Origin of the sequence: Vibrio campbellii CAIM 519 = NBRC 15631 = ATCC 25920 (assembly GCF_002163755.1) — a bacterium.
Taxonomy (GTDB): Bacteria; Pseudomonadota; Gammaproteobacteria; order Enterobacterales; family Vibrionaceae; genus Vibrio; species Vibrio campbellii.
Map to the genome: position 1 here is coordinate 964654 of NZ_CP015863.1, position 26033 is coordinate 990686.

Genomic DNA, 26033 nt, shown 5'->3' on the forward strand with positions numbered 1-26033 from the left:
TTTGCTGTGCTGTAATAGTGCTCAAAATAAAAAGGACGCTATTTTTTGCCAGTTATAAACGAGGAGTAACATCGTGGATAAACCATGGCTTTCACGTTATCCAAGTGACGTACCTGAAACCATCAATCCAGAGCAATATGAGTCTTTGGTAGAAATGTTCGAGCAGTCTGTTCAAAAATACGCAGACCAACCGGCATTCATGAACATGGGCTCGGTCATGACCTTCCGCAAATTGGAAGAGCGTAGCCGCGCATTCGCCGCATACCTACAAAATGAACTTAAGCTGAAGAAGGGTGACCGCGTTGCTCTTATGATGCCAAACCTGCTTCAATACCCTGTCGCGCTATTCGGTATTTTGCGTGCAGGCTGTATCGCTGTGAACGTGAACCCACTTTACACTCCTCGTGAGCTTGAGCATCAGCTAAACGATGCTGGCGCAACGGCGATCGTTATCGTTTCTAACTTCGCGAACACGCTCGAGCAAATCGTAGAAAACACGCCAGTGAAACACGTGGTTCTGACCAGTCTTGGTCAAATGCTGCCACGTGCAAAAGGTACGCTTGTCGACTTCGTGGTTAAGTATGTGAAGGGCATGGTGCCTAAGTACGATCTACCGGGTGCAATCTCAATGCGTAAAGCACTGCACAAAGGTCGTCGTCTTCAGTACGTGAAACCATTTATGTCTGGCGATGATATTGCATTCCTTCAGTACACTGGTGGTACAACGGGCGTAGCGAAAGGCGCAATCCTTACGCACCGCAACATGATCGCCAACGTAATGCAGGCGAAAGGCGCTTATGGTCCTGTATTATCTCCGGGTCGCGAGCTTGTTGTTACGGCACTGCCGCTTTACCACGTATTCGCGCTGACGGTGAACTGTCTACTGTTCGTCGAAATGGGTGGCAACAACCTGCTTATCACTAACCCGCGTGATATTCCGGGCTTTGTGAAAGAGCTGCAAAAATACCAGTTCACTGCGATTACTGGTGTAAACACGCTGTTTAACGCGCTAGTGAACAACGAAGATTTCCATGAGCTAGATTTCAGCAACCTTCGCCTCGCAGTAGGTGGTGGTATGGCCGTGCAGCGTGCTGTCGCTGAAAAATGGCAAAAGACCACAGGCTGTTACCTACTAGAAGGTTACGGTCTAACAGAATGTTCTCCATTGGTGGCGGCTTACCCGCACGACCTAGTGGAATACAATGGTTCTATCGGTCTGCCTGTGCCATCAACAGAAGTACGTATTGTTGATGAAGAAGGTAACGCACTAGCAAACACAGAGACAGGTGAGCTTCAAGTTCGCGGTCCTCAAGTGATGCAAGGTTACTGGCAGCGCCCAGAAGCGACCAAAGAAGTGATCAACGAAGACGGTTGGCTATCGACGGGTGACATCGTTAAGTTTGATGATGAAGGCTTCCTACACATCGTTGACCGTAAGAAAGACATGATTCTTGTGTCTGGCTTCAACGTTTACCCGAACGAAATCGAAGACGTAGTTGCACTGCACGGTAAAGTGCTAGAAGTAGCGGCAATCGGTCAGCCTCACGAAGTGTCTGGCGAGTTGGTGAAGATCTACGTTGTAAAACGCGATCCGAGCCTAACCAAAGACGAAGTGATTGCACACTGTCGCCAACACCTAACTGGCTACAAAGTGCCTAAGTTGGTTGAGTTCCGTGAAGATCTACCTAAGACCAACGTAGGTAAGATCCTTCGTCGCGTACTGCGTGAAGAGAACGACGCAGAGCTAGCGAAGAAGAGCGCATAAGCGGATTTCTTTGTGCAACAACCATTTATTGCCAAATAGTGTTAGAATGCCAGCGTTTTGCTGGCATTTTTTTATAGCGAGAAGCATGTGAACTATCAGATCATTTCGAAAAACAAAGACCTAGAAGAAGTCTGCGCTCTAGCAAGAGAAGCCGACGTAGTTATGCTGGATACCGAATTCGTGCGAATCAGGACTTACTATCCGCAACTAGGATTGATTCAGCTTTTCGATGGCAAACAACTTTCTCTTATCGACCCGACAGAACTGACGGACATGACGTCGTTCGTCGAGTTGCTAAAAGACACCTCAGTGCTAAAAGTACTGCACGCGTGTGGTGAAGATTTAGAAGTCTTCCAAAATGCCTTTGGCTGTACACCATTCCCAATGGTGGATACGCAGTTGATGGCCGCTTTCCTAGGTCACGGCCTGTCGACGGGCTTCGCTACGCTGGTGGAAGAATACCTTGGCGTCGAGCTAGACAAGAGCGAATCTCGCACTGACTGGATGGCGCGTCCACTGACTCAAAAGCAGCTTGATTACGCTGCGGCTGACGTGCACTACCTAATGCCCCTTTACGAGAAGCTATTAGATAAAGTGAACGAAGCAGGCTGGTGGGAGGCGGTTCAGCAAGAGAGCGACTTACTGGTATCAAAGCGTATTCGCAGCGTGAACGAAGAAAATGCCTACCTAGACATCAAAGGCTCATGGCAGCTAAGACCGGCTGAACTTGCGATTCTTAAGCCTTTGGCGACTTGGCGCTACCGCGAAGCGATTAAGCGTGACCTTGCGCTGAACTTTATCTTCAAAGAAGGTGACCTGCTGACAGTGGCTCGTCTTGGTTTGACTGGCTTTAAGAAGATGGAAGCGGAAGGCATCGATATTCGTGCGATTAACCGCCACGGTGCGAAGATTGCGGGTATTGTGAAGCAAGCGAAGCAAACACCAGCCGATGATTACCCAGCGAAAATCGAACGTTTGATGGATTACCCAGGCTACAAGCAAATCTTCAAGAACATGAAGGATGTGGTGAAGGTAGCGTCGCAAAAGTCAGGCTTGGCGACCGAGTTCTTGGCGTCTAAAAAGCAGATTAACCAAATCATCAGTTGGGTATGGAAGAAAGACCGTGACCCAGCGCGTCTACCGGATGTAATGCAAGGCTGGCGTCTTGAATTACTCGGCGAGAAGATGAATAAGGTGCTGAAGTAAGTACCAATAAAAAAGGTTGGCATTATCGCCAACCTTTTTTGTAACACGCATTTGTCTTTTGTTTTGAGTGCTCATTTCAGCAGGACTAAGCCACAGGGTCATTCCAGCGAACCTAAGTGAGACTAGGAATCTACTGGCAGCTCGCTTTGAATTCTAAACCTTCTATCAACCACCCGAGCACGCTAGTCAAAGATTCTGAATCACGCTCGTACCTCGCTGTCCAGAATGACGAAGGGGTCTTGGGTCATTCCAGCGAACCTAAGTGAGACTAGGAATCTACTGACAGCTCGCTTTGAATTCAAAACCTTTTTTCCATAACCCGAGCATGCTAGTCATAGGTACCGAATCACGTTCGTAACTCGTTGACCAGAATGACGAAAAGGAAGACTCTCAATTAAAGCCGAAGAGTAATTACTTCTCGTCCTCTGGCAACTTCACGTTGAGCTCAAGAACCGAAATATCATCGTCCTTGTGTTCGAACGTCAAATCCACCATGTTTGGATCAATCGCAACGTATTTGCTGATCACCTTCAAGATGTCCTCTTTCAATTGAGGCAAGTAAGAAGGCGCAGGATCGTTCTGGCTACGACGCTCAGCAACGATGATCTGCAAACGCTCTTTGGCTAGATTCGCAGAAGTTTTCTTTTGTGGGCGGAAAAATTCTAGTAGTGACATGTCTAGCCTCCGAATAGTCGTTTAAAGAGTCCTTTCTTCTCCTCAGTAAGGAAACGAAATTCAACCTGGTTGCCCAGTAGGCGGTCTACCGTATCAGAGTAAGCCATGCCTGCATCTGTGTTCTCGTCAAAGATCACTGGCACACCTTTGTTTGATGCATTCAGTACCGCTTGGCTTTCTGGAATTACGCCCAGTAGAGAAATGTGTAGGATCTCTTCTACGTCTTCAACGCTTAGCATCTCACCTTGTGTTACGCGAGAAGGGTTGTAACGCGTCAGTAGTAGGTGCTGCTTAACTGGCTCAAGACCTTGCTCAGCACGTAGAGACTTAGAATCCAAAATACCTAAGATACGGTCAGAGTCACGTACCGAAGACACTTCTGGGTTTGTCGTTACAATCGCTTCATCTGCGTAGTACAGCGCCATCAGAGCACCTTGCTCAATACCTGCTGGAGAGTCACAGATGATGAAGTCGAAGCCCATTTCATCCAACTCAGTGAACACACGTTGCACGCCATCTTTGGTTAGCGCGTCTTTATCACGTGTTTGAGAAGCTGGAAGAATGAATAGGTTATCTGTGCGCTTGTCTTTGATCATCGCTTGGTTAAGCGTTGCTTCACCGTTGATGACGTTAACAAAGTCATACACCACGCGGCGTTCACAGCCCATGATAAGATCGAGGTTACGCAAGCCGATATCAAAATCGATCACCGCAGTCTTTTTGCCCTTAAGAGCCAGACCAGAGGCGATGGCTGCGCTTGAAGTGGTTTTACCAACGCCACCTTTACCAGACGTTACTACAATAATGCGTGCCATTTTATTTCCTTTTTAGACTAAATCGTGAGTGTTTCTAGATGTAATGATTCTTCGGCTTTACTGATCATTACTTTCTTTTGCCAATACTCACTCTCAATTTGATCGCTCAACCAGTAATCTCCTGCAATGGAAACCAGTTCAGCTTGTAAATCGTGACAAATAATTCGTGCTTCTTGTTGGCCGCTCGCACCAGCAATGGCGCGTCCACGTAGGGTGCCATGAATGTGGATAGAGCCATCAGCAATCACTTCTGCACCAGCGCTTACGTGTGCTAGTACAACCAAGTCACCGTCTTTGGCGTAAATCTGCTGGCCAGAACGTACCGGCGTACGAACGATTTTGGTCGGCGCAATTTTCGCTGGTGCTTGAGTTGGAGATTTGCTTGCAGACATGATGGCGAAGCCCGCTTCTGAGGCAAGGTTTTGAACGCGCTTATCTTTACAGCCAGTCACGCCAACCGGAATAAACCCTGCATCGGCGATGCCTTGTTTAAGTGCGGTGAAATCAATATCGCCTTCTACTTTTGCTATATTGATAACCAGAGGTGCGGATGCGAAGAAAGAGGGTGCTTGAGAAACCTTTTCTTGCAAAAATTCGACAGTCTTAGCGATCTCGTTGTCAGAAAGGTGTAAAACTGACAATGTAAAACTGCTACCTTTAAGGTCAGGTGAATGGGTCATCGTGGACTTCTTGCCTTTATTGAAAGAGCGTTGCCTTAAACTAGGTCTGTCATGTTATATTTCATCCTTTAGCGCAGCAAGTTCTCAAGCGGGCAAATAAGTGAATTAATCTCAAATTTGCTATCAAGTTTGCGAGAATTTTACGTTTTCAACAAAATCCGCACTCAAAGCGGGTAAATCAGCACAAAAGGCTCGTCATGCTTTGTTCTATTTATAAAAGCTCCAGAAAAGAAGGCACTTATCTCTATATTCCGAAAAAGGATGATTTCTCACAGGTTCCTGACACGTTAATGCAGATGTTCGGTAAGCCTATGCCGGTGATGACAATCAAACTTGATGGTCGTACTTTGGCACAAGTTGATGTCGAGAAAGTGAAAACGTCATTAATTAATGATGGTTTCTTCCTACAGGTTCCGCCTCCGCCGGAAAACCTACTAGAAAAATACAAAGAACAAAAAGCCCAGCAGAAAGGCGAATAACGTCACCGCTTTTCATCTGGGAATTCTGCCTCGCTCGAGGAGGGCGATATGAAAAAGATACTGGCAGCAATGCTCAGCGTTGGTATGTGCACTTCAGCCTTTGCAAGTAGCGACGGCTTTGATGAATACCTAAATAAATTGCGTGCAGAAGCGCGTGATAAAGGCATTTCCGAACAGGTGATCGATGCCGCTTTTGCTGATGTGGAATACAAACCACGTGCAGTCAAAGCTGACCGTAACCAACCTGAGAAGAAACTGACGTTAGACGAATACATTCCTCGCGCGGTACCTGAGTGGAAGGTTAAGCAAGCGAAGCAACTGTATAAAGAACACTACGCTGAACTTAAACGCATTGGCGATGAGTTTGGCGTGCAGCCGCGCTTTATCGTTGCACTTTGGGGCGTAGAAAGTAACTTCGGTAAGTTCACTGGTAACTTCCGCGTGATCGACGCGTTATCGACCATGGCATTTGAAGGTCGTCGTGAAGAGTTCTTCCGTAAAGAAACAATGGCGGCACTACAAATCCTAGATGAAGGTCATATCGAGCTAGAGAATTTCAAAGGTTCTTGGGCTGGTGCGATGGGTCAATGTCAGTTTATGCCAAGCTCATTCCTACGCTTTGCCGCGGATGGTAATGGTGACGGCAAGAAAGACATCTGGCAATCAGAAGCGGACGTGTTTGCTTCTACTGCGAACTACCTAAGTAAATCTGGCTGGGATGATAAGTTCACTTGGGGTCGTCAGGTTAAAGTGCCACACGGCATCGACCATAACCTGCAAGGTCGCGAAGCGGAAAAAGGTAAGTATCTGCAAGAGTGGAGCAAGCTTGGCATCACCAAATACGATGGCAGCTCACTTCCTAAGTTGGACGAAGACATCAAGGCTTGGTTGATCATGCCAGACGATGAGAACGGTCGTACTTACTTGGTGTACAACAACTACAATGTGTTGATGAAGTGGAACCGCTCTTACTACTTCGCACTGGCGGTAAGTCACTTAGCTGACCGCATCACATTCTAGGTTGAATGTATAAACGAATAAAAAGGGGCTCTTCGGAGCCCTTTGTTTTCTCTATTTGAAACGAGGTTTGCGTGTTATCTGAACGTGCTGCACAAATGGTGATCTTCTCAGCGTTGATCAAACATAAGAACTTTACCGCTGCGGCAAAGAGCCTAGGCGTGTCTGTTTCTCACGTTAGTAAACAGCTCAGCCAGTTGGAAGCTTCACTGGGTATCAAGCTTGTGCAACGCACCACGCGCAGCTTCACGCCAACCGAAGCCGGGCAAACCTTTTATCACCACTGTGAGCAAGTGGTGCAAGCCGTTAGCAGTGCAACGTTAGAGATGGAAAGCCAGCGCGATGAAGTCGCCGGTTTGGTTCGTCTTGGTTTGTCGCAGTCTTTTGGCACCTTGCATATCATTCCTGCCATTCAAGAACTTCGCGAGAAATACCCGCAACTGCAAGTCGAAGTGCATTTGTTCGATTACAAAGTCGATATGCTCGAAGAAGGCTTGGATTTGTGGATCACCAATAATGAACACCTACCAGAAGGCTACATTGCTCAGCGTCTAGCAGATTGCCAATTCGTGGTTGCCGCATCGCCGGATTATTTACTCAAGCACGATACGCCAACCGAACCGAATGACTTGTCGCAGCATAACTGCCTTATTTACCGCAGTTGGGAGCGTGACTACACCAGCTGGGCGTTCACCAATCGCGAGCAAGAGCTCAACGTGAAAGTCTCTGGCAACTACTCAGTCGATTTAGCAGAAGCGGTGCGTGATGCCGCAATCGCAGGGTGGGGGATTGCTTACTTAGCCACTTACTTGCTGGGGGATGAATTCCGCTCAGGCAAATTGATCCAGCTTCTACCAGATTGGAAAGCCAGCCAGTCCATGCCGTTTTATGCGGTGTACCCAAGTCGTCAGCATATGCCGAAAAAGATCTCAGCAGTGATCGAATTCATCAAACAGAAGATCGGTTCTCCTTGCCATTGGGATCAGCGATTAGCGCCGTATATTTCGATTCCTAAGTAGGGAATACATAAGGTGATTTGAATCACAAAGTTTTTCCAAATCCAGAAACATCTTTTCCATTTGGAAATAATAACTTTAAGCAAACGTTTATCTTTATTTAATTCAACGAGTTATTTTGCTGGTTAAAGAGTAAGCTGGTGAGATTTTCAGCCTGTTAACATCCCCAACTTGCAGCATTTTTTACGCTCTATACAATCCGACGCCTTTCCTGTTCCCCCTTTTTCGGATTCATTTTATGAACTCAATTCTTGGTATCGTAGTCATCCTATTCGTAGCATGGCTGCTTTCGACTAACCGTAAGAACATTCGTCTACGAACGGTGTCTTTGGCTTTTGCTCTGCAAGTAATCTTCGCGCTATTGGTACTTTACGTTCCAGCGGGTAAAGAAGCGCTTAACGCAGTAACTGGCGCGGTTTCTAACCTAATCAACTACGGTCAAGAGGGCATCGCGTTCCTATTTGGCAACCTAGCAACAGGTGGCTTTACCTTCGCGATTAATGTACTAGGTATCATCGTCTTCTTCTCAGCGCTGATTTCTGGTTTGTACCACATTGGTCTAATGCCAAAAGTGATCAACCTAATCGGTGGTGGTCTACAGCGTTTGCTAGGCACAGGCCGTGCAGAATCGCTATCTGCAACAGCGAACATCTTCGTTGGTATGATTGAAGCGCCGCTAGTAGTAAAGCCATACCTGAAGCACATGAGCGATTCTCAGTTCTTCGCAGTCATGACTGGTGGTTTGGCATCGGTTGCAGGTGGCACGCTAGTGGGTTACGCATCACTGGGTGTGGATCTTAACTTCCTAATCGCAGCGGCATTCATGTCAGCACCAGCGGGTCTTCTAATGGCAAAAATTATGATGCCAGAGACAGACAGCGCAGCACAGGATATGGATCTAGACCAAGTAGAAATGCCACGCGCAACCAACGTGGTTGAAGCAATGGCTGACGGCGCAATGTCTGGTCTACGTATTGCAGTGGCGGTAGGTGCAACCCTATTGGCGTTCGTGAGTGTTATCGCGATGCTAAACGGCATTCTAGGCTGGTTCGGCGGTCTATTCGGTATGGAACTAAGCTTCGAGTTAGTGCTTGGCTACCTATTCGCACCAATCGCATGGTTGCTAGGTATTCCTTGGAATGAAGCTATCGTAGCTGGCTCCCTGATCGGTAACAAGATCGTGGTAAACGAGTTCGTAGCCTTCATCCAACTGATGGAAGTGAAGTCTCAGCTAAGCGCACACTCACAAGCTATTGTAACCTTCGCACTGTGTGGTTTCGCAAACATCTCAACCATGGCAATGCTGATTGGTGGTCTAGGTTCATTAGTGCCAGAGAAGCGTTCATTCATCTCGAAATACGGCTTCCGCGCAATCGCAGCAGGTGTAATGGCGAACTTGATGAGTGCATCAATTGCTGGCGTGATCTTGAGTTTGTAACAGAACCCCTCCCTAACCCTCCCCTTAGAAAGGGGAGGGGACTAGACTTGAGTGCGCTTAGTGTGAAGCACCAGTCGACAATGAATATGATGTGCGATGTGATTTCATAGGTAAAAACGATCTCAGACCGGTCCTCCCCATTTTCAAGGGGGAGTTAGAGGGGGTTATTACTCCAAACAAAAAGGGCCCCTTGCGGAGCCCTTTCAGTATCGTAATTCTTTACTTCTTCGTATGGAATTGCTCGCAAGCCAGCATCGTGTTCTCAATCAAGCTTGCTACCGTCATTGGGCCAACACCGCCCGGTACTGGTGTAATGAAGCTCGCATTCTCACGTGCTTTGTCGTATTCCACGTCACCTACTAGCTTGCCCGACTCAAGACGGTTGATGCCCACATCGACCACAACAGCGCCTTTCTTAATCCACTCACCAGGAATGAAGTTTGGCTTACCAACAGCAACCACAACAAGGTCAGCTTGGCGAACGTGACCTTCTAGGTCTTTGGTAAAGCGGTGACAAGTTGTCGTTGTACAACCAGCAAGAAGCAGCTCAAGTGTCATTGGGCGGCCAACGATATTTGATGCGCCAACCACAACCGCGTGCTTACCGCGTAGCTCGATGTTGTAACGATCAAGCAGCGTAATAATGCCTTTTGGCGTACAAGAACGAAGCTTAGGAATGCGCTGTGCTAGACGACCAACGTTGTAAGGGTGGAAGCCATCCACGTCTTTTTCTGGGTGAATACGCTCAAGAACGTGCGTTGCATCGATGCCAGCAGGAAGTGGCAACTGAACAAGAATGCCATCGATTTCTGCGTCGTTGTTCAACTCATCGATAAGTGCCAACAACTCTTCTTCCGACGTTGTCGCAGGAAGGTCAAAAGACTTAGAGACAAAGCCAACTTCTTCACACGCACGGCGCTTACTGCCAACGTAAACTTGAGAAGCTGGATCTTCACCAACTAGAATAACTGCAAGACCAGGAGCACGAAGGCCAGCCTCAACGCGAGCTTTCACACGTGCTGCAACTTCGGATCGAACAGTTTGGGAAATGAGAGTTCCATCTATATTTTGAGCAGTCATGACTTTCCTTTTTAAATTGAGAAGGCAAATTATTTGCGGCGCATTGTCGCAGAAAATCTATTTAACATCCATACGCAAACGTTTGCTTTGGGGTGTTTTTGAACATTTATCGCTTTAGTGCCCTTTTTTTAGGCATTCAGATCAGAATGTTATGAAAACCCGTTGATTTAAGCGCTTGAACTCGTATAATCCTTTCCCTGTAGCGCGCCCTTAGCTCAGCTGGATAGAGCACGTCCCTTCTAAGGATGTGGTCGTAGGTTCGAATCCTACAGGGCGTGCCATATATTCAGAAACCCCGATAGCTCCTCGAGTTGTCGGGGTTTTGTCGTTTTCGTTCCAGATCTGATACTGGGCACTCTATGTGTCAGCAACTTCTAAAGATTGAGCCGAGCGGATTATTCTAAATTGAATATTCTAAAACTAGTGACAATACTTGTTGTTATAATATGAAAACATAACAGGTGAGTGCTTGATTTGTGGAGTAAAGATTCCAGCCTACTTCTTAATATCTTTAATGCTCCTAGGTTGTGAGAGCCTGTTCTTTTGGCCGTCAAAGAATCTGGTATCGTCACCTGAAGTATTCGAGTTTTCTAAAACCGATGTATTTTTTTCCTCACAGGATGGTACTAGGCTACACGCTTGGAGGGTTCATACAGATAAAGAAAAGCAAGGTACTGTCTTTTTTTTACATGGTAATGCTCAAAATCTTAGCTATCACATCGCAAATGTCCACTGGCTATCAGATATTGGGTGGGAAGTCATGATAATTGACTATCGTGGCTACGGTCTCTCTCATGGGGAGCCTGATTTCGCTTCGATACAAGAAGATGCGAGAGCTGGCTATTACGAATTACTCACTCAGAACACAACTAATTTACCGATTATTATTTGGGGGCAAAGCCTTGGCGCATCCGTAGCCGTTAATTTAGTTGCTGAGCTTCCAACATTAAAAAAACCGCAGGGACTAATACTGGACAGCACCTTTAGTTCACACCGTAAAATAATGCAGGAAACGCTTGGTAAATCTTGGATTACATGGCTATTTCAATATCCTCTTAGCATGTTAGTTACTGATGATTATTCGCCACTGGCTAATGTTGCTCAGATAGATAATGTCCCTGTACTAATAACTCACAGTTCTCTGGATCCTCTTATAAGCTCAAGCCATGCTTTTGCTTTGTATTCACACACTCAATCTCCAAAGCAACTTTGGATTACTAACACAGAAGGTCATATTACTATTTGGGACTCACCTATCTGGCGAGAGAAGATTATTTGTCAGCTAAGGCAATGGCCAGATCTAAAAGACCAAAACAAAGTTTGTCAATGAACACAACCCATACGTTTAATGATATAAAAACACCATAAGCATGAAAAATATTGATAATAACGAACGTGTTTTGCTATTATAAGCGCTCAGTTTTATATCAAGCATGTATTCGGTAAATTCGGTCCTATTGAAACAGTTAATTATATCCATCTTAATCTTTGTGTTTTGTTTTACATCTAGTAACGCCTCTTCTGGTCAAAAAGGAACTTTAGAAAACTATGATCTCGAAGCTATAAGCTCTCTGACGACATGGCACTTACTAATTCACTACGAAGAGGGGCTCTTTGAAACTCTTAGTAGTGTTACAAGTCCATCATTTTTCTTATCGCCGATTGGAAAACTTAACCCAGAAGAAGAGTTAAAATCTACGATTCAATCGTTTATCGATGAACCTATTACCCAGTGTCAATTCCCTGCAAGGAAAATATGGCTAAAACGTGTCGTCCCAGAGATTTTATTCCCAGAAATAGATTGTCCTGAATATAATCAGTATCTAGGGTCATTTATGACTGATAGTATCAGCGTGGTTTATGCGAGTGGTTATTTGGGTAATCCTGCTTCAATGTATGGTCACGTTTTACTCAAATTTAATTCAGGTGAAGGTAATGAGTTACTAGACAACACGTTCAGCTACGGAGCGATGGTTCCAGAGTCGGATAATAAGCTTGTCTACATCTATAAAGGAATAACCGGAGGGTATCAGGGACATTTTGCAAACCAGAAGTATCATCATCAAAATTTGGCATATAACGAAACAGAGCTTAGAGACTTATGGGAATACAAACTTAATCTTCCCAAAGAAAAAGTTATATTTCTACTTGCACACTTGTGGGAATTAGACAATACGAGCATGGCATACTATTTCTTTAAACAAAATTGCGGCTACCAGCTTGCTAAGCTTTTAGAATTAGTTATTGAAAGGCCCCTTTTGGCACCAAATAAAATTTGGGTGATGCCCTACGATTTGGTGATGATGCTCAATCAACCTGAAACGAATAGTTATATAGAAAACGTTGTCTATCATGAATCTCGTCAGGAAAAGCTATATAGCCGCTTTAATCAGCTAAATGCTAATGAAAAAGAAAGTGTAGAGAGCATTATTGCTCTTCCAATTGGCGAAGAGCATAACGTACTTCTTTCTCTTGATGATGATGAAGTAAAACGAGTCATTGACTTTATGTATGACTATTACGCGTTCCTAGACGTTAAAAATGGTGGTTTGTCTGAAGCTGAAGTGACAAAAAGAGAAAAACTATTAACTGAGCGCTTTCGTTTGCCTGCAGGGCAAAGTAGTTGGGAACAAGCAAATAAGCTGCCACCCCATACAGCACAAAATACGGCGATGTTTCAGGTATCTACAAGATACAATGACGCATTTGGTTCAGGAATCAGTTTACGTTTTCGTGCAAATTACTATGACTTATTAAACATCAATTCTGCTCGTATACCTTTTTCGGAGCTTAGTACCTTTGATTTGACTCTATTATATACGGAGCAGGAACATAGCTGGTCAGTAAGAGAATTGACCCTGTTTAATGTATTAAATTTGAACGTATCCCAGACGGGACTAGCCGAAGATGATTTCTATGCGTGGTCTTTAAATGCAGGCTACAAACCAAGTAGCTTATCGTGTATTGATTGCTCGGATATGTATGTAAGTGGATTTTTAGGTAAAAGTATTTATTTAGAAAATGACTCAGCTGGCTATGCTGCTCTTGCTGGGGAAATTTTATTTTCGGACCTCTCTCACGGCACCGTCCGTATTGGTCCGGAGATAGGCTTAGTGCTAAATATAGCACCATACTGGGTTACTTCCATAAAAGCTGGGAGTGGCTTCGACATAACCAAAATAGCAGAACACAAAAACTACCTCAAATGGGATCAGCGTTTTTTCGAAAGTAAGAATTTCGATATTAGGACGTCGATTCAATATGATGAAGATTTTGAATATGCTATAAAATTTTCAACGTACTGGTAATAAAATGAAAAAAATAACACTTTGCGCAATTGCTGTATCCACTCTTCTTACTGGCACTACTTTTGCTGAAGAAGGAAAATCAAATATTAACCCGTGGACACATTGTGGTATTGGTGCAATGATTTTTAATGATAATGGAACGGCAGCAGCTATCTCTAACGTTATTTGGGATTTAGGCACTACAGCGGTATCATCTCAAGTTTCTTCTGAGGGTTCATGTGAGGGTAAGGAAGTTAAAACTGCACAATTTATTCAAGACAACTACGATCAAGTAATCGAAGAAACATCTCAAGGTTCTGGTTTACACTTGACCGCAATGCTAAATATGCTTGATGTTGACGCGAGCCAGCACCCACAAGTTATCAACGCTATACGTTCTGAAATGGCGGAACAAGTGGTAGCTAAACAATCAAACCCTGAAGCTTACTACGATGTAGTTATGGCTAGCCTTTAATTTAAGGTATAAGTTGAGCTTTTATAAAGGTTACTTCGGTAACCTTTTTTATTTTTTGAACTACAACTTCGACTTTTGAGCTGACTGGATGAAGCTTAATATGGACGCCCAGAATAAAGTGTGTAAATCTCTACTTTAGGTTTGCATCTTAGTTTAGTAGCCCAAATACATTCAACCGAATTCCGATGTGCAACAAACTACTTATTGCTTTGATCGGAAAGAAAATCATGAAGTATGATTTTTTCTCATTCCTATTCTTATCCTAAATGTTTCCTATAAAGCTCACCGATCCACCTCACATTTTTGTGCTTCACTACTGATACTGATGTTAAAAAAGTAAGAAATGGACTACAGTTTTAAAAATGTTTTCCCACTGTGGTTTTATCGTGAAAACGGTTTCTAAGCGATTGTATAAGCTACTAAAAATAACAAAGCTTAAGCACAAAAAAGATAAGGTTTTTTCCTTTCCTAACAGCCTGATGCGTAAGAACCAGAAGGTTGTAAACACTCTCTCGCCTTTATCTTTATTCCCTAATAAAAATGATGTTTCTTGTTCGTGTTTTTCCTCCTCTCCTGTTGATGCCCTAGCTTGGGGTAATCGCGTTTCACCCGAGTTTAAAAGCAAAGTCAGCGACATTTCTCAAGAGCTCAATATAGACCCAAACCACCTAATGGCTTGCATGGCGTTTGAAACGGTAGAGACGTTTAGCCCGAGCATCAAAAATGGTTCTGGAAGTGGCGCGACAGGGCTTATTCAGTTTATGCCTTCAACGGCCGAGGCGCTGGGTACCAGCACCAAAAAACTGGCCAAGATGAGCGCAATTGAGCAGCTCGATTACGTCAAAGCGTACTTCTTGCCGTACCGTGGCCGAATGGACTCTCTTGAAGATGTGTACATGGCTATCCTCTATCCGGCTGCCATTGGTAAACCCCATTCGCATGTGTTGTTTAAACAGGGGTCGATCGCGTATCGTCAGAACGCGGGGATCGACCGCAACAACGCTGGCAAGATCACGTTAGGTGATGTGTCCTACAAGGTGAGGCGCAAGCTAGAGAAGGGCAGGCACCCCAAGTTTTACGGTTAACTTTCCGTTCGGCGGAGGCTCAGAAGGTCGCTCCGCCATCCACTCTCAAATCATGCATCGTGATATGACCTGATTTATCACTGAGCAAAAACTCAATCGCGTTGGTGATGTCCTTGGTCTCGGCAATCTTGTTTAACGGAATGCCCATGCGATGGGAGACCAAGTTGCCTTGAATTGTTTCTCGCTCGCCATAAGCTTCATTCCACATCTGCTCTTGCATTGGGGTCCGGGTTGAACCGGGGCTAACGATGTTGCAACGAATGCCATGCTCTGCCAGTTCTAACCCCAAACATTGCATCCACATGTGCAGGCCAGCTTTGGATGTGCAGTAAGCAGACATCTTGACGCGTGGTGTGTCTGCTGCGTTGGAACCGACGGCCACAATCGCGCCTTGCTTGCTGTGTTTGACCAGAATTTTAGCCAGTTGTTGTGTGAGCAGCATGGTGCCTTTTAAGTTCACATCTAAGGTTTTATTCAGTGCTTCCAGTGGCAAATCTAAAACTGATTCGAGATGCAAAGTGCCAGCACAAGTGACGATGTAATCAGGGATAAGTTGGTCTTGCTCTAGGTTATGGCAAGCGGTTTGAATTGCATTTGAATCTGCCAAATCAAAAGGGACAAGCAACGTATTCGATTGCTGGCATTTTGGTAGCGACTGCTGGAAGGTATCGAGTGCCAATTGAGTGACATCGCAGGCAATCACTCGTGCTCCTTGTGCCAATAAGCTTTTGGCACATGCTAGGCCAATCCCTTGTCCTGCGCCGGTCACTAAACACAGTTTGCCGTTGAATTCTGAGCGGTTTTCACTCATTCCTTTCTCCTTTTGTGCAACAAGTATCAAATCAAAATTGGATGGATGATAATGATTTTTGTTATCGTTGTCGCGATATTAACAAGGAGGTCGTGAAATTGATGAATAAATTTGGCTGGAAAATCAAACCTTGGCTTTTGGCTGTGGGGCTCGTTGGAATGGTTGGGTGCGAGTATTTACCACACTCTGCCGAGGTGGACTTACCCAAGCAGAAAATTGAGCAAGTAGTGAAACAAGCCCAGCCTGCAAATGCGGCCATTTTAAAAGCGTTCGAGCAACACAATTTTGTTGGGATCGGTGATTACCATTGGAACGATGCGTTTCTGAATTACGCTACCGAACTGGTGAAGACCGAGGCGTTCTCTGACCAGGTTACTCATATTGTGGTTGAATTTGGCAATGCGAAATACCAGTCAGTGCTGGATGAATATTTGGCTGGTGGCGAGGTGACGCAAGCGCAGTTGGAGGAGGTGCTGAGGGGATCAATTTATTTTATGGCCTGGATGCCGGATGCGTATCGAAACTTTTTTGAGGCGATCAGAACGCGCAATGCGACCTTGCCTGAAGGGAAAAAGATTCAGGTGCATTTAGCGGAAGCACCTTTTGATTGGCAAGGCCTTCAAGATGAAAAAGTGTGGAAACTGGCGGCGAAGAATAAAACCGATCACTTCTATCAAATTGCGGCTGAGCGAATGGCCAAGCAAGAAAAAGCTCTGTTGATTTTTGGCGCTTTTCATTTGGTTAATGCGCCAAAGGATTACGTGGCAAAAACGCAGGATAGCGCTTGGCCACTGGCGACGCGTTTGGAACAAGCGTTTCCAGGCAGCACGTACTTAATTTGGCCAATGACAGAGCCAGAAGTGGTGGAAACTTTCCACGATGTGTCAGCACCAGCGCTACTGGACGTGAAACAAAGCCCAATTGCGGAGCTGAGATTTATCGACCTCTTGCCGAAGGCCCGTTACAAGTTAGCGGCTATGGACAAGATGGATGCGCAAGTGGGCGAATTGTTTGATGCGTTTCTTTATCTCGGAGCAAATCAACGCACGACAGTATTTCCTCGTGACGTGATGGCAGACCGAAATTGGGTGAATGAGATGCAAAGACGCGTGGATTTAATTGGCGGAAAGATGCAAGACCGCTTCAATGAAATACGAACGTTGAGCGATGAAAAATACGGTTTCACCGATCAAGGTTAATTGACGTCTCATTACGTAAATTCATTGACTGAATCAATGGTTGATGGCTGATTCCAAAAGGGTTCAGCCATTTTTTATGTCCAGTGATTTTTCCTCCTAAGCTTCCTAACTATAAGTAATTATTTGCTTTTTTCCATATTCATACTATGGGATTAATTTATAGAATTATTTATAATGCGAGTGATAATTATTATCAAAAAGTGTTTGAACAATTGATTTTGTATGTGTAGTCTCACTCGTCAAATGAGAAGGGATCTCATTTGGAACGCTATGTTTAATAAAGCTTGAGAGATGATTATGCTTCGTAACTCAATGGGAAGTAGCACTATGCTCACCGAGTTTCTTAACGCTCATACGGATGATGCTTCGTTCTTTTTTAGCTCACCGACGGTGACCTTACTTACCCAAGGCATTGCCGCAGAATTTTCCCAACAGGTGAAATTCTCCGAGTTAGATACTCACATCAGTCAATTACTTGAATCGGCAAAGGATGCGGGAAACCAAAACCCCATTGCGGTGGGAGTGATTCCGTTCTCTGAACACAACCCGGTGCACTTTATCGTCCCAGACCGTCTTATCACGACGTCACCAATCAGACCGGATAAAGTTTCTGATGTGGATGGGGTTGCTGATTGTCCACCTTCATCGATCCAACCGATTCCTACTCCTGAAGAGTACATGCGCAGTGTTGAGTTAGCGGCCACAAGCTGCTGTCGAGAGGACATTGATCTGGATAAAGTGGTGTTATCACGCACCATGCAGGTCGATACGGAAGAGGAAATTGACCGCGCACGCCTCTTGAAAACCTTACTCAAACAAAACCCAGGTGGCTACACGTTTTCTACCCGCATTGGTGGCAGTCAATCTGACGCGTACTTAATGGGCTCGAGCCCTGAACTGCTCGTGTCACGCAAAGGCCCGCACGTTTGTTCCAATCCTCTGGCGGGTTCTCGCCGACGCAGTGACAACGAATGCATTAACCAACAGCAAGGTGAGCTGATGATGGAGAGTGCAAAGGATCTCCATGAGCATGCCGTGGTGGTGGATGCGGTTGAAAAAGCGCTGCAGCCTTGGTGCCATAACCTGTATGTGCCGATGGTGCCATCGGTGATAGAAACCAAAGCCATGCTTCACCTCTCGACTCGCATCGAGGGCACGGTATCGGATGCAAACACGAGTGTGTTGAAGTTAGCAAGTGCACTGCACCCAACGCCAGCCGTGTGCGGTTATCCGACGGCGCAAGCTTACGACTTTATTAGCCATGTTGAACCTTTTGACCGCGGTTACTTTACCGGCCTTGTTGGTTGGGTTGATGCTCGTGGCAATGGTGAATGGGTGGTCGTGATTCGTTGTGCGGAGGTGGAGAAAAAACGCCTCAAAGTATACGCGGGCGCTGGGATTGTGGCAGGCTCTGAGCCACAAAGTGAGCTGGAAGAAACCGGTAACAAGATGCGCACTGTACTCAATGCGTTGGGCATCGAGATCCGTGAAAACATGGAGGTGGTGCAATGAGTCACGAATCCATGCAAGCATCCGGCTTTACCCCATGGCCAGAAGCGCGAGCAGAACAATATCGTCAAGCCGGTTATTGGACAGATCAAACTATCCCACAAATGCTGCAAGCCAGCGCTGTTCGACAGCCACAGCAATTGGCATTGGTAGATGGAGAGCGTGAGTGGACGTATCAATCTTTGGCGCAGCAGGTCGACCAACTGGCGGCAGGTTTCCAAACCAAGCTGAGTCTCAAACCAGGAGACAAAGCGGTGTTGCATCTACCGAACATTGGGGAGTTTTATCTTAGCTTTTTCGCTCTACTCAAAATTGGCGTGCAGCCCGTACTGGCTTTGCCAGCGCACCGTTATTCGGAGATTCGATACTTTTGTCATTTTACTGAGGCAAAAGTATTGATTACTGCACCGCAGCGAGGTGTGAACACGGCTGATATCGCGCAGCAAGTTGCGGCTGAATTACCGAGCCTTACCAGCATTGTTTGGGCGGGTGAAGCGAGTGAAATACCTACTGGTAGCCTAACTCTCGATAGTCTTTATTTAAACGATGCCGAACTGCATGAAGAACAGGGAGAAGACTTCGTGTTCTTCCAACTTTCTGGTGGAACTACGGGTACGCCAAAACTGATCCCGCGCACTCATAGCGACTATCTCTATAGCGTTCGTGCCAGCAATGAAGTTTGCCAGTTCTCAGATCGAACTCGTTACCTTTGTGTGTTGCCTGCGGCGCATAACTTTCCGCTTAGCTCGCCAGGTGCACTGGGCTGTTTAATGGCTGGTGGCACTGTGGTGTTAACACCAGATGCTAGCCCTCAGACGGCGTTTTCTTTGATTGAGAAATACCAAATTACCGTGGCGGCTTTGGTTCCGCCATTAGCCCTCTTATGGCTGGATGAAGCTGCGCGAACAGAACATGACATTACTTCCCTTGAAGTGTTGCAAGTGGGTGGTGCTCGTTTTAGTGAAGAAGCTGCAAAGCGAGTTCGACCAGAGTTGGGCTGTACCTTGCAGCAGGTGTTCGGCATGGCAGAGGGGCTCGTAAACTACACCCGTTTGGATGACCCCGAGTCTGAAATCATTTCTACCCAAGGTCGGCCGATGTCGCCTGCGGATGAGCTGTTGGTTCTTGATGAAATGGGCAACCCCGTTGAGCAAGGAACAGAGGGGATTTTGTTCGTGCGTGGCCCTTACACCATTCAAGGTTACTACCGTGCGCCAGAGCATAATCAGCGTTCTTTTACTCAGCAAGGGTACTACCGCACGGGCGATATTGTCGTTTTGACCGAAGCGGGCAACTTACAGGTGGTAGGGCGCGATAAAGATCAGATCAACCGTGGTGGAGAGAAAATCGCTGCGGAGGAGGTCGAGAACCATCTGCTTGCCCATGACTCGGTGCACGATGCTGCCGTAATTGCCATTCCGGATGACTACTTAGGTGAGCGCAGTTGCGCAGCCTTGGTTTGCCCAGAACAGAACCCTAGAGTGATTGAAATAAAACGCTTTTTAAGAGATCGCGGCTTAGCGGACTTCAAGATCCCCGATCGCGTTATTTTTGTTGATGTACTGCCGAAAACTCCCGTCGGAAAAATAAATAAAAACAAGCTATTAGAACTCGTTTAACCAACCCAGCGTCGCAAAGGCTTTTGGGACGCTGAGCTTTTTTAATATTTTGGAGACAAGCCCAATGGCCATTCCCTCTCTATCTGGTTATCCATTGCCCAAGGCGATACCAGAAAACCGTGTTAACTGGTCTGTAGACCCCCAGCGTGCCGTGTTACTTATTCACGACATGCAGCAGTACTTCCTCAATTTCTATGATGTCGACAGCGAGTTGATTCAAACCCTGACGCGTAATATTCAGGCGATCAAGCAAACCTGTATTGATGCAGGGATCCCCGTGGTTTATACCGCGCAACCTGGTGACCAAAAGCAAGAAGATCGCGCATTGCTGACGGATTTTTGGGGACCAGGTTTAAAAGCCGACGAAAGCATTACTCGCATTTTTCCTGCGTTAGCGCCTACCGATCAAGATATTGTTTACACCAAATGGCGTTACAGCGCATTCCAGCGTACGCCGCTTAAATCCATGATGGATGAAACGGGACGCGATCAGTTGATCATCGTTGGTGTTTACGCTCACATCGGTTGTTTGCAAACTGCGGCAGAAGCCTTCATGACCGATATTCAAGCCTTTATGGTGTCTGATGCGGTGGCAGATTTTTCTTCTGATGATCATGACATGGCGCTCAACTACGTTGCTGGCCGCTGTGGTTATGTTCTGGATAAACAGCAGCTCCTGTCTCAGATAAACCGTGCCGATGAACTGGTCGGTGGTGATTTCTCTATTCCTCAATCTCAGCCCCACTTAACTCAGCAATTGGCTGCTTTGCTAGAAGTGCCAGTCGATGAAATGACACCAGAAGATAGCCTGTTGGATTTCGGTTTGGACTCCGTGCGCATGATGTCGCTGGTGAGTGATTGGCAACAAGCGGGACTTGATGTGAGTTTTATGGAACTGGCTGCCAACCCCAGCTTGCAAGATTGGTGGCAACTGATCGAGAAGAAACGGACTTAGCAGCCAAAGAATAAGAAAAACAAAGGAATGAACATGTACGATTTACCTTATACAGCGGAGCAACTGTTGCCGCTGACGGATGCCCAAGCCGGGATTTGGTTTGCCCAGTTGCGCGATCCAGAAAATCCAATTTACAAGACAGGTGAATACCTAGTGATTGATGGCAAGGTGGATGAGCCTTGTTTTGTTGAAGCGGTTAAAACGGCGATTGATGAGGTAGATTCCTTACACGCTAAGTTTGTCACCACCACCGAAGGTCCACGCATGGTGATTGACCGCCAAAACTGGCAGGTAGAGCGAATCGATTTCTTACAACAGGATGCACCGCTGGATGCAGCCGTCGATTGGATGAAGTCAGAGCTGAAACAACCTGTCGATTTAGAGCAAGGCCCATTATTCGTTATGACATTGCTCAAGCTTTCAGAAGGCCAGTTCGTGTGGTTCCTATCGCTGCATCACATCGCGATTGATGGCTACAGCATGTCCTTGGTGGCGGGACGCGTGGCACATATTTATGGCCAACTTGCTCAGGGGAAACCATTCGACAAGATCGAGTTTGTCGACCAGCAAGCCTTGCTAAAAGAGGACGACGACTACAAAGCGTCGGAGAAATACCAAAAAGATCGTGCTTTCTATCTTCAACGTTACGCAGACCATTCAGATACCGTCAACCTTGCAGGCAAACCGACCGTTACATCAGACCGTTTTTTACGTTTAAAAGGCGCGATGGAAGTCGACGATTTCCAACGCATGGAATCACTGGCGAAACAGTGTCGTACCCACTGGTACAGCGTGCTCATTGCATCCATTGCCGCTTATGTACACCGCATGACGCGTTCTAATGAAGTTGTTCTAGGTGTACCTTTGATGGGGCGTTTAGGTTCTGTTGCGATTCAAACCCCAGCGATGCGCGTGAACATTTTGCCCGTGCGCGTCAGCTTTGAACAAGGCTTGGATATTAAGACGCTGGTCAAACAGGTCAACCAAGAGTTTTCCTCGGTTCGTCGTCACCAAAGCTACCGTTATGAAGAGCTTCACCGTGAGCTTAACTTGGTAAAAGACAACCGTAACCTATTTGGTCCCTTGGTTAATATCATGCCGTTTGAATACGAGCATAAATTTGGCGAGCTTAATTCCAAAGCGCATAACTTGTCCGCTGGTCCAGTGGATGATATCTCGTTTTATTGTTACGAGCTTGGTGGTCAGCTTCATATCGATATGGATGCCAATCCGGAGTTGTATTCCGAGAAAGATATTCACGAGCATCAACAGCGTTTGTTCCACTTTATGAGCGACTTTTTTGCAAGCGCGCAAGCTCAAGATCCAGCTCTTTGCCAAGTCAGCGATATCAATATTCTTCTTGCTGGTGAGCGAGAGAAAGTCATCGAAACTTGGAACGACACTGACCACGAGGTACCCGAGACGACGTTAGCCGCTCTGTTGGCAAGGCAGCGTATTCTTACCCCCCATTCACCAGCAATAATCTTTGAAGGCCAAAAGCTCAGCTACGAAGAGTTAGCGAAAAAGGTCTACTCGTTGACCAACTGGCTGACGGCAGAAGGCGTTACTCTGGGTGATCGCATCGCGGTATGTGTGCCAAGAAGTGAAGAGTTGATCGTTGTACAGCAGGCGATTCTGGCCGCAGGTGCGGTTTATGTACCGGTGGACCCAGATTATCCAGAGGGCCGTATTCACTACATGCTAGAGTCCTCTGCGCCTAAGTTTGTGTTCTCTACGTCGGCACTGCAAGACAAGTTGCCGCAAGGTGTGGAATTGAAACTGGTCGATGATGACACCTTGCCAACCATTTACAAAAGAGTCGAGCCACTGCCTCCGCAAGTGAAGCCAGAGCCGCACTCTCCGGCCTACATGATTTACACCTCTGGTTCGACGGGCAAACCAAAAGGTGTGGTGGTCACCCATGATGCGATCATTAACCGATTGCTATGGATGCATGACCAATATCCGATTACTGCGAAAGATCGCGTGTTGCAAAAAACGCCAGCGGGCTTTGATGTGTCGGTGTGGGAGTTCTTTTGGCCAATGATGGTTGGCTCATGTTTAGTGATCGCGAAACCGGACGGACACAAAGATCCGATTTATCTGCAAGATCTTATTCATCGCGAGAAGATCACCACGCTGCACTTTGTGCCATCTATGCTGCAAATCTTTGTTCAGCAGGCGGACCCCGATTTATGTCAAAGCTTACGCCAAGTGTTCTGTAGCGGTGAAGCGTTGCCTATCGAGTTAGTTAATCACTATTACCAAGCATTCAACGCGCCTCTGCATAACCTTTATGGCCCAACAGAAGCGGCTGTGGATGTGACTTATTGGCCAAGTGAAGCCAATACTGAAGGCACGTCGATTCCAATCGGGCGTCCAGTGTGGAACACGCAAATCTACATTCTTGATGATGCATTAAACCCAGTACCGCCGGGTGTGGTAGGGCACTTGTATATTGCTGGGCGTCAATTGGCACAAGGCTACCATGGTCAGCCAGAACTGACGGCAGAACGCTTTATCGAAAATCCATTTGGTCCACAAAGCAGCCGAATGTATCTATCGGGCGATTTGGCTCGTTGGCGTGAAGATGGTGCGATTGAGTACTGTGGCCGTAGTGACTTTCAGGTCAAGATCCGCGGTTTCCGTATTGAGCTGGAAGAAATTGAGAATGCCTTGGCCAACCATCCAAGTGTTGCTCAAGTGGCAGTGTTGGCTCAGGAATACAATGACGGCGACAAACGCTTGGTTGCTTACGTCACCGCTGAGAATACTGAGCAGGGTATCGATAGCAATGCATTGCAAACGTACCTCGCGGAACCACTGCCAGAGTATATGGTGCCGAGCTACTTTGTTGAGCTTGAAGCCTTTCCATTAACGCCTAACGGCAAATTGGATCGCAGCGCACTACCGAAGCCGGATCTGTCTGGTCAAGTCGGTACCAAGGGGCCAAGTAACTTAGTTGAAGAGCGTTTGTGTAAGTTGTTCTGTCAGTTATTGGATCTGCCTGCGGTCGGTGTGGATGACAACTTCTTCGAGCTTGGCGGGCACTCCCTATTGGCTGCGCAGTTGATTGCCCACGTGAAAGAAATCATGGGGATTGAGTTGTCATTGGCGGCGGTATTTGAATCGCCAACGGTTTCCGGTATCGCGGCCAAGCTCAACGGCAGCGAAAGTGATGATGCACTGAGCATTTTGTTACCGCTGCGTAAGCGTGAAGGCAAAGCCGCTATCTTCTGTGTACACCCCGCTGGTGGTCTAAGTTGGTGTTACGCGGCACTGACGCCAATCATTCCGTCTAATGTTCCGCTTTATGGTGTCCAAGCTCGTAACCTTGGTGACCCTTCTGCACCATTACCAAAGAGCATGAAGGAGATGGCAGAAGACTACGTGGCTGCGATTCGTGAAGAGCAACCCTTTGGACCTTACCATCTTCTGGGTTGGTCGATTGGCGGCATGATTGTTCACCTAATGGCGGGTATCTTACAAGAGCAAGGCCAAGAGGTGGGCTTAGTCACGTTGCTGGATTCTTACCCTACAGAGCAGTGGCAAACCATTCATCCACCGGGAGAAGAGCAAGCGCTTGGTGCACTGATCCGTATGGCGGGGGTTGAGTTTGATGAAGCCGCGCATTCCAGCATCACTAAGCCAGAGGTGATCGACATCCTGCAAGATGCAGGTTCTTCCATGGCGCACCTGAGCACCGAGACCATCACAGCCATGATTGAGGTGGTGATCAACAACAACCAGCGTGTACGTGATGCGGTGGATTACCACTACCAAGGTGATGTGTTGTTCTTCAACGCTGAGAAGCCACCAGAAGAGTCGTTCCTCGATCGTAATGGCTGGTTCAAGTACATGGAGGGCGACCTCAAAGTGGTTGATGTGGCCTGTTTGCACCGTGACATGATGCGTCCAGAGATGCTGCGTTTGATTGGTACCCACATGGTGAAAGAGCTAAGAGAGAGGTTCGATGTTTGATTCGTCAACACAATCTAGATCGAACGCTCAGTTGGAGGGGATGATTTCCCCTCTGACTTTCTTCAAAGCCAAATTGGAAGCTGGCGCCATTTTGGCGATTGGCGAAGCGCATTGGTATGGCGAGTTGTTCGAAAAGATGACCGACGTATTGTTGGATGCGGAACTCGATGGGATGTTTTCCCATTTATTTATCGAGTTTGGTAACGCCAAGCATCAAGCTTTACTCAACAATTACCTAATGGGCGAGACGATTACCGATGCAGAACTGGCTGCAGTGTGGCTGGATTCGGTTGCATTTCCAGCTTGGTTACACCCGTGTTATGGCCAGTTCTTCCAACGTTTAAGAGCGGCGAATGAACAGCGCAAGGTGCCTATCAACGTTGTGCTGACAGAGCCTTCTTTCAAATGGCGAGACATCGCGCATGCGGGAGAGTTGGCAAAGATTAATGCCCAACGTGATCAAGCGTTAGTCGATGGTGTCGAGAAGCAAGTGGTGAAGAGTGAGCGAGGCGTTGTGGTGCTTGTTGGTGCGCGACACATTCTCAAGCGTTCTCCGACGTTAGGTTTTATGGCTAAGCATAAGACGTTTGGTGATTTGGCTCAGCAGAAGTTTGCTCAGCGTTACGTTTCTGTGTGGCCGCACATTCTGACGAGTGAGTTCAGTCATACAGAACATGGCATCTATGCGACAACGCAGCCTAAGTTAAGCCAAAAGTCGTTCCTCGATTTGATCCCGAAGAAACCACCAGTCAACCCTTACGCGTTTATCTCGCTGGATAAATTGGTGGACGCTTATTGGTATCTAGGGCCGCAAAGTCGTCAATTGGACGCACATGGTGTGAACGTACCGTTGATGTGGAAATCACGGCTAGAACAACGGTTGCCGCTAGTCAATGAGCGACAGCAGATGGTGATCAAAAAGGTCACCGAATAACAAACAT

At 46.6% G+C, this 26033-nt stretch carries 21 protein-coding genes and 1 tRNA gene; 17 read left to right on the plus strand and 5 right to left on the minus strand.

Annotation, left to right across the window (positions count from 1 at the left end):
* Positions 1–73 precede the first annotated feature (73 nt).
* Positions 74–1765 carry a long-chain-fatty-acid--CoA ligase FadD gene (fadD, locus tag A8140_RS04715; RefSeq protein ID WP_005536148.1) on the plus strand — a complete coding sequence of 564 codons (1692 nt, stop codon included), beginning with the start codon at positions 74–76 and terminating at the stop codon, positions 1763–1765.
* An 87-nt stretch (positions 1766–1852) separates the two neighbouring features.
* The gene (rnd, locus tag A8140_RS04720; RefSeq protein WP_005536150.1) at positions 1853–2971 is read left to right on the plus strand and encodes a ribonuclease D; all 1119 of its coding nucleotides are present in this window, start codon (positions 1853–1855) and stop codon (positions 2969–2971) included.
* A 411-nt stretch (positions 2972–3382) separates the two neighbouring features.
* Here rnd and minE read toward each other — a convergent pair whose 3' ends face one another.
* The 3 genes from minE to minC are packed head-to-tail and all read right to left on the minus strand — an operon-like array spanning position 3383 to position 5141.
* Positions 3383–3646 (minus strand): cell division topological specificity factor MinE, encoded by a 264-nt coding sequence (gene minE / locus A8140_RS04725; RefSeq protein WP_005437690.1) that lies wholly within the window; start codon positions 3644–3646, stop codon positions 3383–3385.
* Positions 3647–3648: 2 nt separating this feature from the next.
* Complete coding sequence (minD, locus tag A8140_RS04730) at positions 3649–4461, minus strand: septum site-determining protein MinD (RefSeq protein WP_005437688.1); 813 nt, start codon at positions 4459–4461, stop codon at positions 3649–3651.
* 17 nt (positions 4462–4478) lie between these two features.
* Positions 4479–5141, minus strand: coding sequence for a septum site-determining protein MinC (minC, locus tag A8140_RS04735; protein WP_005536153.1), 663 nt, complete (start codon positions 5139–5141; stop codon positions 4479–4481).
* Between the two features lie 197 nt (positions 5142–5338).
* Here minC and A8140_RS04740 point away from each other — a divergent pair, with 197 nt between their 5' ends.
* The 4 genes from A8140_RS04740 (at position 5339) to A8140_RS04755 (ending at position 9091) form a co-directional block, all read left to right on the plus strand.
* On the plus strand, positions 5339–5620 hold the full coding sequence (locus A8140_RS04740) for a YcgL domain-containing protein (protein WP_005430875.1): 282 nt from the start codon (positions 5339–5341) through the stop codon (positions 5618–5620).
* Between the two features lie 48 nt (positions 5621–5668).
* The gene (locus tag A8140_RS04745; protein WP_005536157.1) at positions 5669–6640 is read left to right on the plus strand and encodes a lytic murein transglycosylase; all 972 of its coding nucleotides are present in this window, start codon (positions 5669–5671) and stop codon (positions 6638–6640) included.
* Positions 6641–6711: 71 nt separating this feature from the next.
* A complete protein-coding gene (locus A8140_RS04750; protein WP_005430870.1) occupies positions 6712–7656 on the plus strand; it encodes a LysR family transcriptional regulator in 945 nt (314 codons plus the stop codon).
* 235 nt (positions 7657–7891) lie between these two features.
* Entirely contained in the window at positions 7892–9091 is a 1200-nt protein-coding gene (locus tag A8140_RS04755) for a NupC/NupG family nucleoside CNT transporter (protein ID WP_005536160.1), read from the plus strand.
* Positions 9092–9310: 219 nt separating this feature from the next.
* On the opposite strand, the gene folD is transcribed toward A8140_RS04755, so the two are convergent.
* Positions 9311–10171: a bifunctional methylenetetrahydrofolate dehydrogenase/methenyltetrahydrofolate cyclohydrolase FolD gene (gene folD, locus A8140_RS04760; protein ID WP_005529961.1), complete on the minus strand. Its 861-nt coding sequence runs from the start codon at positions 10169–10171 to the stop codon at positions 9311–9313.
* 204 nt (positions 10172–10375) lie between these two features.
* Here folD and A8140_RS04765 point away from each other — a divergent pair.
* The 5 genes from A8140_RS04765 to A8140_RS04785 all read left to right on the plus strand — a co-directional run bounded on the left by A8140_RS04765 (position 10376) and on the right by A8140_RS04785 (position 15018).
* A tRNA-Arg gene (locus A8140_RS04765) sits at positions 10376–10452 on the plus strand.
* Between the two features lie 188 nt (positions 10453–10640).
* Positions 10641–11501 (plus strand): alpha/beta hydrolase, encoded by an 861-nt coding sequence (locus tag A8140_RS04770; RefSeq protein ID WP_005529959.1) that lies wholly within the window; start codon positions 10641–10643, stop codon positions 11499–11501.
* Positions 11502–11628: 127 nt separating this feature from the next.
* Positions 11629–13479 carry an Lnb N-terminal periplasmic domain-containing protein gene (locus tag A8140_RS04775; RefSeq protein WP_032999980.1) on the plus strand — a complete coding sequence of 617 codons (1851 nt, stop codon included), beginning with the start codon at positions 11629–11631 and terminating at the stop codon, positions 13477–13479.
* A gap of 4 nt (positions 13480–13483) precedes the next feature.
* The gene (locus A8140_RS04780; RefSeq protein ID WP_005529955.1) at positions 13484–13933 is read left to right on the plus strand and encodes a DUF3015 family protein; all 450 of its coding nucleotides are present in this window, start codon (positions 13484–13486) and stop codon (positions 13931–13933) included.
* 362 nt (positions 13934–14295) lie between these two features.
* Positions 14296–15018: a transglycosylase SLT domain-containing protein gene (locus tag A8140_RS04785; RefSeq protein WP_005529952.1), complete on the plus strand. Its 723-nt coding sequence runs from the start codon at positions 14296–14298 to the stop codon at positions 15016–15018.
* 19 nt (positions 15019–15037) lie between these two features.
* Here the strand turns inward: A8140_RS04785 and A8140_RS04790 are convergent, their stop codons facing one another.
* The gene (locus A8140_RS04790) at positions 15038–15829 is read right to left on the minus strand and encodes a 2,3-dihydro-2,3-dihydroxybenzoate dehydrogenase (protein WP_005529950.1); all 792 of its coding nucleotides are present in this window, start codon (positions 15827–15829) and stop codon (positions 15038–15040) included.
* A gap of 101 nt (positions 15830–15930) precedes the next feature.
* Between A8140_RS04790 and A8140_RS04795 the strand changes: the two genes are divergently transcribed.
* From A8140_RS04795 to A8140_RS04820, 6 genes are all read left to right on the plus strand, one after another.
* The gene (locus tag A8140_RS04795; RefSeq protein ID WP_005529948.1) at positions 15931–17028 is read left to right on the plus strand and encodes a hypothetical protein; all 1098 of its coding nucleotides are present in this window, start codon (positions 15931–15933) and stop codon (positions 17026–17028) included.
* A gap of 291 nt (positions 17029–17319) precedes the next feature.
* Positions 17320–18540, plus strand: coding sequence for an isochorismate synthase (locus A8140_RS04800; protein ID WP_050557396.1), 1221 nt, complete (start codon positions 17320–17322; stop codon positions 18538–18540).
* Positions 18537–20156, plus strand: a complete 1620-nt coding sequence (locus A8140_RS04805; protein WP_005529944.1) for a (2,3-dihydroxybenzoyl)adenylate synthase — start codon at positions 18537–18539, stop codon at positions 20154–20156. Before A8140_RS04800 ends, A8140_RS04805 begins: the two co-directional genes overlap by 4 nt.
* Before the next feature lie 64 nt (positions 20157–20220).
* The gene (locus A8140_RS04810) at positions 20221–21111 is read left to right on the plus strand and encodes an isochorismatase (protein ID WP_005529942.1); all 891 of its coding nucleotides are present in this window, start codon (positions 20221–20223) and stop codon (positions 21109–21111) included.
* Between the two features lie 33 nt (positions 21112–21144).
* On the plus strand, positions 21145–25092 hold the full coding sequence (locus A8140_RS04815; protein WP_005529939.1) for an enterobactin synthase subunit F: 3948 nt from the start codon (positions 21145–21147) through the stop codon (positions 25090–25092).
* Entirely contained in the window at positions 25085–26026 is a 942-nt protein-coding gene (locus A8140_RS04820; RefSeq protein WP_005529937.1) for a hypothetical protein, read from the plus strand. The genes A8140_RS04815 and A8140_RS04820 overlap by 8 nt, the downstream gene beginning before the upstream one ends.
* Positions 26027–26033: the final 7 nt, after the last annotated feature.